Raw genomic sequence first — 13,013 nt, forward strand, 5'->3', positions numbered from 1 at the left:
CGGAACGTTCCGGCACGCAGACGTTCCCGAACTCACATCCGATGGAGACTCCATGAACTGCAGCTGTTCCCCGTCCGACCACGTCCAGCGTTCGCGCCCGCTCGGAGACGAATCCGGCGCGCCGTACGCGACACTCTCCGCGGACGAGCTGCAGCGGGTCTCCGAGACGCTGCGTGCCCACGGCGCACTGGGTGAGGCGCAGCGGATCGCCTACGTCGGACTCGATGAGCCGGACCGCACCGAGGTCGCCGCCGGGCGCCCCGTCCCCCGCCGCGCCCGTGTCCAGCTGCTCGAGACCGACACCGGACGCGCTCGTGCCCTCTCGGTCGACATCGGCACCGGCGAGATCGTCGCGGACGTCGACATCGACCCGGAGCAGGACGGCCAGGTCCCCCTGCTCCAGGAGGAGCACGCGATCATCCGCGAGTTGATCGGCGCCGACGAGCGCTGGGCCGAAGCACTCGCCGCCCGGGGCATCGACGACCCGAGCACGGTCGCTCTGGCCGGGCTGTCAGCCGGGCGCTTCCCGATCGAGGGCGAGAGCGGGCGCCGACTCGCACGGGTGCTCGGACACCATCAGCCCACTCCGCAGACCATGCCCTGGGCACATCCGATCGACGGACTGGTGGCATACGTCGACGTCGCCGCGCGCACCGTGGTCGATGTCATCGACGTGGGCGCGATGCCGATTCCGCAAGAGACCGCGGACTATCACGTGCCCGGCACCTTCGGCCCGGAGCGGACCACGCAGAAGCCCATCGTCATCACCCAGCCCGAAGGACCGAGCTTCGCCTTCGAGGGAGACGTGATCACCTGGGAGAAGTGGTCGTTGCGCATCGGCTACGACATGCGCGAAGGACTCATCCTGCACGGCATCGGGTTCGAGGACGAGGGCCGGGTCCGCCCCATCGTGCACCGCGCCTCGATCGCCGAGATGCTGGTGCCCTACGGCGACCCGGGGCCCGTGCGCTTCTGGCAGAACTACTTCGACACCGGTGAGTATCTCCTCGGCAGACTCGCGAACTCGCTGGAACTCGGCTGCGACTGCGTCGGCGACATCACCTACCTCGACGTCCCGATCGCCGACGCCCGCGGCAACGTGAAGGTGCTCCCGAACGTGATCTGCGTCCACGAGGAGGACGCCGGGGTGCTGTGGAAGCACACCGAGCAGTTCACGGGATCGAGCGACGTCCGCCGCCAGCGCCGACTCGTGATCTCGTTCTTCGTCACGGTGGGCAACTACGACTACGGCTTCTACTGGTACCTCTACCTGGACGGCAAGATCGAGTTCGAGGCCAAGGCCACCGGACTCGTGTTCACCGCCGCCTATGACGAGCGCACCGGCCGCTTTGCGAGCGAGCTGGCCCCGGGGCTCGCGGCGCCGTACCACCAGCATCTGTTCTGCGCGCGGCTGGACATGGCGGTCGACGACGGGCCTGCCGTCATCGACGAAGTCGACGTGCGGTCACTCCCGATCTCCGACGACAATCTGCACGGCAGCGCGATCGGCTTCACCCGGACCCGGCTTCGCAGCGAGCTCGAGGGGCGGCGCCGAGCCGACGCGTCGGTCGACCGCACATGGCGGGTGAGCAGCGCGACGGCCACGAACCGGCTCGGTCGTCCCACCTCCTACGTCCTGACACCGGAGGGGAAGCCCGTCCTCCTCGCACGCCCCGAATCCGTGATCGCCTCGCGCGCCCGCTTCGCGACCGCCGATCTGTGGGTCACCGCGTACGACCCCGAGGAGCGCTATCCCGCCGGTGACGTGGTCAACCAGAGCGCACCGGAGCAGGGGCTGCCGGCCTTCGTCGCCGAGGACGCCTCGCTGGACGGCGCAGACCTGGTGCTGTGGCACACGTTCGGCCTCACGCACTTCCCGCGCACGGAGGACTGGCCCATCATGCCGGTCGACAGCTGCGGCTTCACGCTGAAACCCCACGACTTCTTCGACCGGAACCCGACCCTCGACGTTCCGGCCTCCCCCACCGCCTGCGCCTGCGCTCACGAGGACGCCGGCGCAGCCCGAACCGAGCACCACCTGCATCACCTCTCTGTCCGCCCGTCGTCGTCCGACGCCTGACCGGCCGTCGCCCGACATCCCGAAGGGAAACACCGACATGCACAAAGCAGCTCGTGCGGGGGTGGCCGTCGCCACCGTCGCCCTCCTCGCCCTCACCGGGTGCGCCGCCGGCGCCTCACCCGAAACCGAACCCACTCAGGACGAAGCCGCACCCGGCTTCCTCGCCGTCGCCGATGAGGCGTTCGACGGGGGCGGCGACCTCGTCGTCCAGGTCGACTACGACACCGCGGAGGCGAGCGGCCTCGACCCGCAGGGGGCCGCCACCGCCCGCTCCTGGATGCTCGAAGGGCTCTCCTACGAGACGCTCACGACGATCGATGAGAACCTCGACGTGGCGCCGAAGCTCGCCACATCCTGGGAGACTCCGAGCGACACCGAGTACGTCTTCACCCTCGCCGATGACGCCGTGTTCTCGAACGGACGCCCGATGACCGCCGCCGATGTCGTCGGCAGCCTCCAGCGGCTGATCGACATCCCCACCACCTGGACCGGACAGCTCGGCCCGGTTGCCTCGATCGAGGAGACCGGAGACCTCGAGGTCACGGTCACGCTGTCCAGCCCCTATGCGCCCTTCCTCGCGGCTCTCGCGAACACCCCCGCCGCGATCCTGCCGATGGCGGAGATCGAGTCCGGCGAGGTCGACATCACCACGGAGATGCTCGGCACGGGCCCGCTCGTCGCGACCGCTCACCGTCAGGACGAGGAGTGGACGTTCGAGCCGAACGTCCACCACCCGGATGCCGATGCCCTCGGCTTCTCCACCCTCACGGTCGACATCGTCGGCGACGAGGCGACGCGGGCAGCGGCGCTGCGCGACGGATCCGCCGACTTCGCGGTGCTGAACTCGATCGACTCCGCGGAACTCCTCGCCAACGCGGCGGACGTGACCGTGGTGGGACAGCGGAACACCGACTTCCACTACCTGATGATCAACTCCCTCACCGGCGACGAGGCGCTGCAGGATGAGGACGTGCGCTTCGCGATCAACTCCGCCATCGACCGTGACGCGATCAACGAGCTCGCGTTCGGGGGGTCGACCGCCTCCACCGGCATCACCCCCGCCGTCCTGCCCGATGCCTGCCGCGCGGAGGATCTGCCTTCCGCGGCCCGGGACGTCGCCGCGGCCAAGTCCGTGATCGACGAGGTCGGCGGACTCGAGCTCGACCTCTTCGTCTACACCGACGAGCCGGTGCTCGCACAGATCGCTCAGGTGATGCAGCAGAATCTGGCGGAGATCGGCGTCAAGGTCGAGATCCAGCAGGTCGACTTCGCCACGTACTCCGCCAAGGTCTACGGCAGCCCCGCGGACTTCGACCTCGCGCTGAGCTGGTTCGCCGGGTACGCCGATCCCGCCATGGTCACGACGTGGTGGAACCCCGAGGTCGCCGGATTCTCCGCGGTCTTCATGAAGGGGAGCGACGAGCTCGACGCCCTCATCGAGGACGGGTACACCACCGCGCCGGGTGAGGAGCGGGCCGCGGTCTTCCAGGACCTCTGCACACTCGCCGACGAGCAGAGCGAGATGGTGCCCCTGGTGCTGCGCCCCTCCACCATCGGCTGGAACACGGCGTCGTTGTCCCCGACGCTCAGCAGCGACGAGGGCTACGGCAACTTCCTGCGCTACCTCACCGAGTTCCGCGCCAACTGACATGGCCGTCGCTCTGTGGTCGCTCCGGCGCATCGGCGCCGCGCTGCTGACGCTGCTCGTCGTCTCGGTGCTGATCTTCGCCTCCGTGCGCCTCATGCCCGGCGACTACATCGACCTCGTCCTGGGTCCGCTCGCCACCGAGGCGCAGCGGGCCCAGGCGGTGGCCGCATCCGGGCTCGACGATCCGGTCGTCGCCCAGTACTTCCACTGGCTCTTCGGCGTCTTCACCGGCGACCTGGGGTATTCCTTCGTGTCCAACGTCTCGGTGTCGGAGGAGTTCGGTGCGAGACTCCCGGTCACGGCGACGATCGCGTTGCTGACGATCATCGTGACCCTCCTGGTCGGCATCCCGCTCGGGTTCATCGCCGCGCTCCGCTCGGAGGGTTCGGCCGGCGCGGCGGGTCGTATCGTCAGCGCGCTCGGCATCAGCATCCCCGAGTTCCTCCTCGCGGGACTCGTGGTCTTCGCCGTGTCGACCCTGGGTCTCGGGGTGTCGCTCGGACGCTTCGCCCCCTTCGCCGTCGATCCGGCACGCTTCTTCGGATCGCTGGTGCTCCCGGTCACGGTTCTGTCCGTCGGCTGCGTGGCCGTGGTCGCCCGGAACACGAGGGATGCCGTCATGAACGTCCTCGTCGAGCCGCACGTGCAGGCAGCCGTCGCACGCGGGGAGACACCCGGATTCATCGTGCGGCACCACGTGCTGCGCAACGCGGCGGCTCCCATCCTCACGATCGTGGGGGCACTGGTCGCCGTCCTGCTCGGAGGCACGGTGATCGTCGAGTTCGTCTTCGACATCCCCGGCATGGGCTCGTATCTGCAGACTGCCCTCGGTCGACGCGACTACGCGATCGTGCAGAGCGCCGTGCTCCTCGCCGCGGTCGTCTTCATCGCCGCGAGCCTCATCGTCGACTTGATCGCCAACGCGCTGGATCCGCGCCTGCGCCTGACCGGAGGGAGCCGCCGATGACCATCGCACCCACAGCCGCCCATCGCATCCGCGCGGCCGGACAGTCATCCCGAGGCGCGTGGCGACGCAGCGATGCCGTCCTGCGCACGGCCGTGATCGTGCTGGGGGTGATCGTCGTCGCCACCGTGATCGCGGTTCTCTCCGGCCTGACCGGTTCCACCGATGCGACGGTCGCCGGGCGCCTCGAGGGCCCCTCCGCGATCGCTCCGCTCGGCACCGACAACCTTGGCCGCTCGCTGTTGCCTCGGCTCTTCCAGGGAACCGCGACGACACTCGTGGTCTCCCTCATCGCGGTCCTCTGCTCCGCGGTGGTGAGCACGATCCTCGGAATGCTCGCAGGATATTACGGAGGCGCCGTCAACGAAGCGGTCATGCGCGTCGCGGACGTCCTGTACGCCTTCCCCGCGCTCGTGCTCGCGATCCTCGTGTCCGCGCTCATCGGCCCCGGTCGGCCCGCCGCGATCATCAGCATCGTCGTGATCACGATCCCTCTCATGACCCGCGTCGTCCGCATCGCGACGAGAGGAGTCGCCGACCGCGACTTCATCGTGTCGGCGCGCATCAGCGGCGTGAGGACCCCCGTGATCTTCGCCCGGCGGCTGCTGCCGAACATCGCGGGCACCATCGCCGTGCAGGCGAGCTATGCCCTGTCCGTCGCGATCCTCGTCGAGGGCGGGCTGAGTTTCCTCGGCTTCGGCGTGCAGGTACCGGAGGCTTCTCTCGGACTGCTCATCCAGCAGGGGATGCTCTACATGACACAGGCGCCGCAACTCCTCATCATCCCCGGCATCGTGCTGGTGATCTCGATCCTGTGCATCAACATCATCGGCGACGGACTCCGGGACCGATTCGAACCGCGAGAGACGAGGTCCCTCCGATGACCGCCGTACGCATCAGCGACCTGGCCCTGGACTTCACCGGGACCACCACCGTCCGCGCGCTGGACGGCGTCGACCTCGACGTCGCCGCCGGGAGTTCGATGGCGATCGTCGGCGAGTCCGGGTCGGGCAAGTCCACCCTCGCCGCCGTGATCGGACGGCTCCAGCCGAAGTCCGCACAGATCGTGCGCGGAGAGCTCGAGGTCGACGGCATCGACGTGCGGAGCCTCGACCACGATGCGCTGCGCGCCTACCGCCGCGACACGCTCGCCTACATCGCCCAGGATCCGATCGGGTCCCTCGACCCGACGATGCGGATCGGTGCGCAGCTGAGGCTCGTGCTGCGGGCCATCGGCGACGACGACGGCCTGCCCCGGCAGCTCGCGCTGCTGGAGTCGATGAGGATCAGCGACCCCGCGCGGGTGGTGAGACTGTTCCCGCACCAGATCTCCGGTGGCATGGCGCAGCGCGTGGCGATCGCGATGGCGATGTGTCGCCGGCCGAAACTGCTCATCGCCGACGAGCCGACCGCGGCGCTCGACAGCCAGGTCCGCGAAGAGGTCATCCGGCTGCTGTTCACCCAGGCACGGGAGCAGAAGACGACGATCCTCTGGCTCAGCCACGATCTGCCCGCCGTCGCGCGCTGGTGCGACGAGGTGGCCGTGATGTACGCCGGACGCGTCGTGGAGCGCGGTCCCGCCGCCGCCGTGCTCGGGCGTCCCGTCCACCCCTACGCCCGCGCTCTCGCCGCCACCGATCCCTCCCGGGCACGACGCGGCGAGCGCCTGTCCAGCATCCCGGGCTCCCCGCCGGTCCTGCATGGCGAGGCCGAGGGATGTGCCTTCGCCGCGCGCTGCGCTCACCGGATCGACGCGTGCGAGGTGGTCCGCCCCGATCCCGTGCCCCCACGGCACAGCCTGTGCATCCGCGCCGCCGAACTCGGTGAAGCGGACCGCCGAGCCGGCCTGGTGCCGGACGAAGGGGTGATCGTATGAGCGGCGCGACCGCACCCGCGATCGAGCTCGACGACGTCAGCCTCGCCTTCTCCTCCGGTATCGGTGCGAGTCGGCGCACGGTCACGGCGATGGCACACGTGTCGTTCTCGGTCGCCCCCGGAGAGACACTCGGCCTCGTCGGCGAATCCGGTTCGGGCAAGACGACGACGGGCTCGGTGGTCCTGGGCCTGCAGCGCCCCGACACCGGCACCGTGCGGTTCCAAGGCGCGCCGCTCGCCCGCAGTCTGCGCTCCCGCGCCGGTCGCATGCAAGCGGTCCTCCAGCACCCTCGCTGGGCGCTCGATCCACGTTCCACCGTCCTGTCCTCGGTCCTCGAACCGCTCCTCGTGCACGAGCGGCGCACCCCCGCGGTCGAGCACCGTGCCATCGCGATGCTCGAACAGGTCGGGCTCCCCGCCTCCTTCGCCGCCCGCCGACCGCATCAGCTCTCCGGTGGTCAGCTGCAGCGTGTGAGCGTGGCCCGTGCCCTCGTCACCCGTCCGGCGTTCATCGTCTTCGACGAAGCGGTCAGCGCGCTCGACGTCTCCGTGCAGGCGCAGATCCTGAACCTCATCCAGGATCTGCAGGCCGAGCACGGCTTCGCCGCCCTGTTCATCTCTCACGACCTCGCCGCCGTCCGCTACATCTCCCACCACGTGGCGGTGATGCGCGCCGGCGAGATCGTCGAGCACGCGCCGACCGACGTGTTCTACGACCTGCCCAGCCATCCCTATTCGCGTCAACTTTTCCAGGAGCTCTCATCGTGACCGACACCCACCGCCTCGCCCCCGTCCTTTCCGCCGGGCCGCGCCTCTCCAACGACGATTTCGCCCTCTCCCCCGTCCACAGCACCGACCGCGGTCTGGTCGAGTACGACTTCCCCGGGGTCCTCCTCGGGACCGCCGAGTACGCGGAGGGACCGACCGGCGCGACGGTCGTCTCGATCCCGGCGGGCGCTCGCACCTTCACCGACCGACGCGGAGGCGCCGTCGGTGCGAGCGGTCTCTACGGCTACAACCATGCGATCTGCCTCGCCGGCGGGTCCGTGTACGGGCTCTCCGCCGTCGCGGGAGTCTCCGAGGAGCTGTTCGCGCGTGTGGACCACCGGTCCGGCTTCGACCAGCTCCAGCTGGTGTCGGGGGCGATCATCTACGACTACTCGGTCCGCGACAACTCGGTGTTCCCCGACGCCGCGCTCGGCAAGGCCGCGCTGCGGGCCGCGCGTGAAGGCGTCGTGGAGGTCGGACGCGTCGGTGGCGGGGCGTCGGCGTCGTCCGGCAAGGTCGACCCCGCGCGTGTCGAGTTCACCGGACAGGGCGTCGCCTTCCGCCAGGTCGGCGATGTGAAGGTCCTCGTCGTGACGGTGCTCAACCCCTACGGTGTGATCCTCGACCGGGAGGGGCGCATCATCCGCGGCAACTACGACGACGCGACCGGAGAACGTCGCCACCCCGCACGCGACTACGAAGAGGCCATCGGCGAATCACGGCTTCTGGATTCCATGGCCGGCAACACCACGATCACGGCCGTGGTCACCAACGTGCAGCTGTCCGACGTCGAGCTGAAGCAGTTCGGACTCCAGGTGCACAGCTCGATGCACCGCGGCATCCAGCCGTTCCACACCCCGCTCGACGGCGACACGCTGTTCGCCCTCACCACCGACGAGGTCGCGCTGCCCGACGACCCCGGGTCCTCCCGCGGGCGGCTCTCGCTGAACTCGACCGCGGTCGCGACCCTCGCCGGCGAGACCGCGTGGGACGCGATCCTCTGCGCGGCGGGCTGACCGTGTACGAGTTCGAGAAGTACCTCGCCCCGTCGCAGCACGAGGTGAACGAGCTCGTCCGGCGACATCCGTTCGCGCTCATCGTGTCCAACGGCGGCGGCGAGTCCGGTGCTCCGACCGTCACCCACACGCCGGTCATCATCGAGCGCCTGGCCGATGACGGAGGCTTCGTCGGAGGCGAGCTCCTCGGACACGTCGCCCGCAAGAACCCGCAGTGGCAGCACATCTCCGATGGCGACGCCGTGCTCCTGGTGTTCTCCGGCCCGCACGACTACGTCTCGCCCACGACGTACGCGGATGACCCGAACGTCCCGACCTGGGACTATGCGGCGGTGCACCTGACGGCACGGGTGACCGTGCTGGAGGACTCCGCAGACGGCATGCACGTCGTCACGCGGACCGTCGAGGAGCTGGAAGGTCTGGAGCCCACGCGCTGGGACATGACGAGCTCGCTCCCCACGTTCCAGCGCATCGTCGGCGGCATCGTCTCGTTCCGCTTCGAGATCATCGAGCAGCGCGCGGTGTTCAAGGTCAGCCAGGACAAGCCGCTCGAGGTCAGACGACGTGTGGCCGCCGCCTCACGCGCCCGAGGCTGCCCCTACGGAGACGTCGCCGAACTCGTCGAGCGCATCGGAGGAGAAGCATGATCATCCACGAGTGGACATCCGAAACCGCCGACCAGCGCGAAGAGGGCCACCGCTTCGGCCAGCACTGGGCACCGCAGCTGCGCGCGGCGCGCGACTCGTACCTCCGGCTGTTCCAGCAGTCCGGGGTCTCCGCGGAGCAGGCCAGGAGCATCGCCGACGAGTGCCGGGGCATGGTCGAGTCCTTCGCGCCCGAGGTCGCGGACGAGTTCCGTGGTGTCGCGGAAGGCAGTGGGCTGGCGCTCACCGACGTGCATCTGCTCACCGCCCGCACCGAGATCCTTGCCCGGATGACGCCGTCGATGGAATGCTCCACGATCGTCTACGTGCCCGACGACGCGAATCCTCCACGCACACTGCAGACGTGGGACTGGCATGAGACGCTCTCGAACGAGACGGTCGTCCGGCGGCTGCGCGCGGCATCCGGAGCCCACGTCGTGACGTTCTCCGAGTTCGGACAGCCGGCCAAGATCGGTGTCAACAACCGCGGTCTCGGCGTGCACTTCAACATCCTCCACCATCGCAGCGACGGGTCGCAGGCGGGTGTGCCGGTGCACGTGCTGGCACGGATGATGCTCGACGGGGCGCACGACGTGGCCGGCGCGGTCGCGATCGCCGAGTCCGTGCCCCTCGCCGCGTCCAGCGTCCTGACGGTGGTCTCGTTCGATGGCGTGACCCCCGAGGCCGCCGCCGTCGAGGTCTCACCCGCGGGAGTCGCCGTGCTCCCCGCCCCGCGCGGAAAGGCCCTGGCACACACGAACCACTTCCTCGACGAGACGCTCGCCGCAGGCGAGTACTCCCCCTACGAGACGACGAGCGTGCCCCGGTACCGCTGTCTGACCGACGCGGCCGACCTCGCCCGCATCGTCGACGACCGTGAGCGGGCGGTCGCCTTCGGTGCGATCCCGGACGCCCCGATCTCGGTCCGCGCACGGCCGGAGGAGCCGGAGCACCTGCGCTGGGAGACGAAGCTCACCGTGGCGCTCGATGTCGCGCACGGAGCGATCGCATTCGCCGCAGCACCGCCGTCCGAGGTCGCCACGGCCCCGTGGCGGCGCGTCGGTGTGCTCGACGAGCGCGTGCCCCGCTGACGTGCACGCGGTCCTCCATGTCGTCGCACTCCTCCCCGCCGCGGTCGGGGTGGGCGCGCTCGTCGGCATGCGGCGGGATGCGGGACGCCCGGAGATCCTCGTCGCCGCCCTGATGCTCGCCGGCATGGCCGATGTGATGACGGTGTCGCTGCTCCCGCCGGTGCTGTGGTTCGCGGTGCTCGTCATCGTCGGGATCGTGCTCGCCGCCGTGCGCCGGGCGGCGCCGGTCCCCACCGCTCGTCCGGAGGCGATGGTGTCGACGCATCTGGCTCTCGGCGTCATCACGACCGCGGTGCTCGTCCTCCTGATGCCCGGGATCCCGTCGCCCGCGGCGTCTCCGATCATCACGTCGCACGTGCACGGAGCCGTCGACACGATGCCCCTGCTGGTGAGTGCCGGGCTGGCGCTGGGGACGGTGATCCTCGCGGTGGTCGCGCTGCGGACCGAGCGCGCCTGGCCGCATCGGCTCCACCACGCGACCATGGCGGTGTCGACCGTCGCGATGTGCGCGATCGTCGCGACCTGACCCTCCCCGTCCCCCGTCCCCCGTCCCCCGTCCCGGTCCCCCTCCTCCAGTGCTGCCGAGACCCCCGCGCAACGCCGAGACCCCCGCCTGCACACGTCGGCAGGCGGGGGTCTCGGCAAGGAACGGGGGTCTCGGCGGGAGACAGTCGCTCAGTGGAAGAAGTGACGCTCCCCGGTGAAGAACATCGTGACGCCGGCCTTGCGCGCGGCATCCACGACCTCCTCGTCGCGCACCGATCCGCCCGGCTGCACGATGGCCGTGACACCGGCGTCGATCAGCACCTGAGCGCCATCCGCGAACGGGAAGAACGCGTCGGAGGAGGCGACAGAACCGGCCGCCCGATCCCCCGCACGCTCGACCGCGAGGCGGCACGAGTCGACACGGTTGACCTGGCCCATGCCGACACCGACCGTGGCGTTGTCCTTCGCGAGCACGATCGCGTTCGACTTCACCGCGCGGCAGGCCTTCCACGCGAAGATCAGGTTCTCCATCTCCGCCTCGCTCGGGCGCTCACCCGACACGAGCTCCCAATTCTTCGCGACCGAACCGATGTCGTCCGGGAAGCGGTCGGCGTCCTGGAGGAGGAGCCCGCCCGAGACCAGACGCACGTCCATCCGCTCCTGCCGCCAGTCCTGCGGAAGCTGCAGCAGGCGCAGGTTCTTCTTCGCCTTGAACACCTCGAGCGCGGCCGGCTCGAACGCCGGTGCGACGATGACCTCGGTGAAGATGTCCTTGAGGTTCTCGGCCATCTTGAGGGTCACGGTGCCGTTCGCGGCGATCACCCCGCCGTACGCCGAGACCGGGTCGCACTCGTGGGCCCGCAGGTGGGCGCTGGCGATCGGGTCGAGGGCGTTGGGAGCGGTGGTCGCGATGCCGCACGGGTTGGCGTGCTTGATGATCGCGACGGCGGGCTTGATCATGTCGTAGGCGGCGCGCAGTGCGGCATCCGCGTCGACGTAGTTGTTGTACGACATCTCCTTGCCCTGCAACTGTGTGGCCTGCGCGATGCCGTGGCCACCGGCGCGGGTGTAGATCGCGCCGCGCTGATGGGAGTTCTCGCCGTAGCGGAGGGTCGCGAGGCGCTCGGCCTGGATGGTGAGGTGCGCGGGGAGGTCGCCCGGCTCGGTGAGCGTCCCCTCGGCGAACCACTGGGCGACGGCCGTGTCGTACGCCGCGGTGTGAGCGAACGCGCGGGCCGCGAGCTCCCGGCGCTGCCCCACGGACGTCCCGCCGGCCTCGATCGCGGAGATGATGGCGGGATAGGACTGCGGCGAGACGACGATCGCGACGTTGGCGTGGTTCTTCGCCGCGGCGCGCACCATGGCGGGTCCACCGATGTCGATCTGCTCGACGACGTCATCGCCGATCGCGCCCGAGGCCACGGTCTCGACGAACGGATACAGGTTCACCACGACGAGCTCGAACGGCGCGATGTCGAGCTCCTCGAGCTGACGCTCGTGCTCCTCGAGACGGAGGTCCGCGAGCAGGCCGCCATGGACCTTCGGGTGCAGCGTCTTCACGCGGCCGTCGAGCATCTCGGCGACGCCGGTGACGGCGGCCACGTCGGTGACGGTGAAACCCGCGTCACGGATCGTCGCGGCGGTCGATCCGGTCGACACGATCTCGATCCCCGCTCCGGCGAGCGCCTCGGCGAGGACGAGCAGGTCGGTCTTGTCGCTCACCGAGACGAGCGCGCGCCGGATCGGCACGGTGTCGCGGTCGCGGTAGAGCGTGGGGTCGTGGCGGGGGCCGGCCATGATGGGCTCCTTCGTGCGGGGGCGTCGGGTGGAGGTCAGGAAGAAGGCGTCAGGGCGAGATCACCGGTGGCGATCCCGCGGACGACGTCGATGAGCAGTCGACGTTCGACGGGTTTGATGCGCTCGTGCAGGCTGTGCTCGGTGTCGTCGGCGAGAACCGGCACGCGCTCCTGGGCCAGGATCGGCCCCGTGTCGACCCCGTCGTCGACGACGATCACACTGGCACCGGTCTCGGAGACCCCTGCGGCGAGCGCGTCCCGCACACCGTGTGCACCGGGGAACTCCGGCAGGTACGCGGGGTGGGTGTTGATGAGGCGCGGCGAGTACCGGGCGACGAGCGTCGGCGGCAGGAGGCGCATGAGTCCGCTGAGCACGATGAGGTCCGGCTTCCAGACGTCCAGCTGCCGGGCGAGTTCCTCACCCCAGGCCTCACGACTCTCGTGCTCGTGCCAGGGCACCGTGAAGCTGGGGATGCCGAACTCCTCGGCGTGGGCCAGCCCGTCTGCTTCGCGGTCGGCACCCACGACGATGATCCTGGCGGGAAAATCGGGATGACGAGCGGCCTCGAGGAGGGCGCGAAGGTTCGAGCCGGTGCCCGAGATGAGAACGGCGACCGTGAGCACGCGCCCAGTCTACCGGGGTGC

12 protein-coding genes are annotated in these 13,013 nt (G+C 69.8%); 10 read left to right on the plus strand and 2 right to left on the minus strand.

The window, feature by feature from the left end; genetic code table 11:
* Positions 1-52: 52 nt before the first annotated feature.
* From KV397_RS12115 to KV397_RS12160, 10 genes are read left to right on the plus strand one after another with little or no spacing between them, the layout of a single operon-like run.
* Entirely contained in the window at positions 53-2,080 is a 2,028-nt protein-coding gene (locus tag KV397_RS12115) for a primary-amine oxidase (protein ID WP_261811371.1), read from the plus strand.
* A gap of 37 nt (positions 2,081-2,117) precedes the next feature.
* Positions 2,118-3,728: an ABC transporter substrate-binding protein gene (locus tag KV397_RS12120; RefSeq protein WP_131494452.1), complete on the plus strand. Its 1,611-nt coding sequence runs from the start codon at positions 2,118-2,120 to the stop codon at positions 3,726-3,728.
* A 1-nt stretch (position 3,729) separates the two neighbouring features.
* The gene (locus KV397_RS12125; RefSeq protein WP_131494453.1) at positions 3,730-4,695 is read left to right on the plus strand and encodes an ABC transporter permease; all 966 of its coding nucleotides are present in this window, start codon (positions 3,730-3,732) and stop codon (positions 4,693-4,695) included.
* Positions 4,692-5,576 (plus strand): ABC transporter permease, encoded by an 885-nt coding sequence (locus tag KV397_RS12130; protein ID WP_052193482.1) that lies wholly within the window; start codon positions 4,692-4,694, stop codon positions 5,574-5,576. The genes KV397_RS12125 and KV397_RS12130 overlap by 4 nt, the downstream gene beginning before the upstream one ends.
* Positions 5,573-6,568 carry an ABC transporter ATP-binding protein gene (locus tag KV397_RS12135; RefSeq protein WP_081996984.1) on the plus strand — a complete coding sequence of 332 codons (996 nt, stop codon included), beginning with the start codon at positions 5,573-5,575 and terminating at the stop codon, positions 6,566-6,568. The genes KV397_RS12130 and KV397_RS12135 overlap by 4 nt, the downstream gene beginning before the upstream one ends.
* Positions 6,565-7,335, plus strand: coding sequence for an ATP-binding cassette domain-containing protein (locus KV397_RS12140; protein ID WP_261811372.1), 771 nt, complete (start codon positions 6,565-6,567; stop codon positions 7,333-7,335). The genes KV397_RS12135 and KV397_RS12140 overlap by 4 nt, the downstream gene beginning before the upstream one ends.
* Positions 7,332-8,351 (plus strand): P1 family peptidase, encoded by a 1,020-nt coding sequence (locus KV397_RS12145; protein ID WP_240740585.1) that lies wholly within the window; start codon positions 7,332-7,334, stop codon positions 8,349-8,351. Before KV397_RS12140 ends, KV397_RS12145 begins: the two co-directional genes overlap by 4 nt.
* The gene (locus KV397_RS12150; protein ID WP_131494458.1) at positions 8,321-8,998 is read left to right on the plus strand and encodes an FMN-binding negative transcriptional regulator; all 678 of its coding nucleotides are present in this window, start codon (positions 8,321-8,323) and stop codon (positions 8,996-8,998) included. The genes KV397_RS12145 and KV397_RS12150 overlap by 31 nt, the downstream gene beginning before the upstream one ends.
* Positions 8,995-10,086: a C45 family autoproteolytic acyltransferase/hydolase gene (locus tag KV397_RS12155; protein WP_261811373.1), complete on the plus strand. Its 1,092-nt coding sequence runs from the start codon at positions 8,995-8,997 to the stop codon at positions 10,084-10,086. Before KV397_RS12150 ends, KV397_RS12155 begins: the two co-directional genes overlap by 4 nt.
* A 1-nt stretch (position 10,087) precedes the next feature.
* A complete protein-coding gene (locus KV397_RS12160) occupies positions 10,088-10,612 on the plus strand; it encodes a hypothetical protein (protein ID WP_261811374.1) in 525 nt (174 codons plus the stop codon).
* A gap of 149 nt (positions 10,613-10,761) precedes the next feature.
* On the opposite strand, the gene purH is transcribed toward KV397_RS12160, so the two are convergent.
* Together purH and purN are read right to left on the minus strand one after the other, a co-directional pair.
* A complete protein-coding gene (gene purH / locus KV397_RS12165) occupies positions 10,762-12,369 on the minus strand; it encodes a bifunctional phosphoribosylaminoimidazolecarboxamide formyltransferase/IMP cyclohydrolase (protein WP_047523111.1) in 1,608 nt (535 codons plus the stop codon).
* A 35-nt stretch (positions 12,370-12,404) separates the two neighbouring features.
* Positions 12,405-12,992 carry a phosphoribosylglycinamide formyltransferase gene (purN, locus tag KV397_RS12170; RefSeq protein WP_047523110.1) on the minus strand — a complete coding sequence of 196 codons (588 nt, stop codon included), beginning with the start codon at positions 12,990-12,992 and terminating at the stop codon, positions 12,405-12,407.
* Between the last annotated feature and the right edge of the window lie 21 nt (positions 12,993-13,013).

The sequence above is a fragment of the Microbacterium aurugineum genome, from assembly GCF_023101205.1.
In the GTDB taxonomy this organism is placed as follows: Bacteria; Actinomycetota; Actinomycetes; order Actinomycetales; family Microbacteriaceae; genus Microbacterium; species Microbacterium aurugineum.

Coding starts and splice junctions, on each gene's coding strand:
- KV397_RS12115 (WP_261811371.1), top strand. CDS start 53: ATGAACTGCAGCTGTTCCCCGTCCGACCACGTCCAGCGTTCGCGCCCG.
- KV397_RS12120 (WP_131494452.1), top strand. CDS start 2,118: ATGCACAAAGCAGCTCGTGCGGGGGTGGCCGTCGCCACCGTCGCCCTC.
- KV397_RS12125 (WP_131494453.1), top strand. CDS start 3,730: ATGGCCGTCGCTCTGTGGTCGCTCCGGCGCATCGGCGCCGCGCTGCTG.
- KV397_RS12130 (WP_052193482.1), top strand. CDS start 4,692: ATGACCATCGCACCCACAGCCGCCCATCGCATCCGCGCGGCCGGACAG.
- KV397_RS12135 (WP_081996984.1), top strand. CDS start 5,573: ATGACCGCCGTACGCATCAGCGACCTGGCCCTGGACTTCACCGGGACC.
- KV397_RS12140 (WP_261811372.1), top strand. CDS start 6,565: ATGAGCGGCGCGACCGCACCCGCGATCGAGCTCGACGACGTCAGCCTC.
- KV397_RS12155 (WP_261811373.1), top strand. CDS start 8,995: ATGATCATCCACGAGTGGACATCCGAAACCGCCGACCAGCGCGAAGAG.
- purH (WP_047523111.1), bottom strand. CDS start 12,369: ATGGCCGGCCCCCGCCACGACCCCACGCTCTACCGCGACCGCGACACC.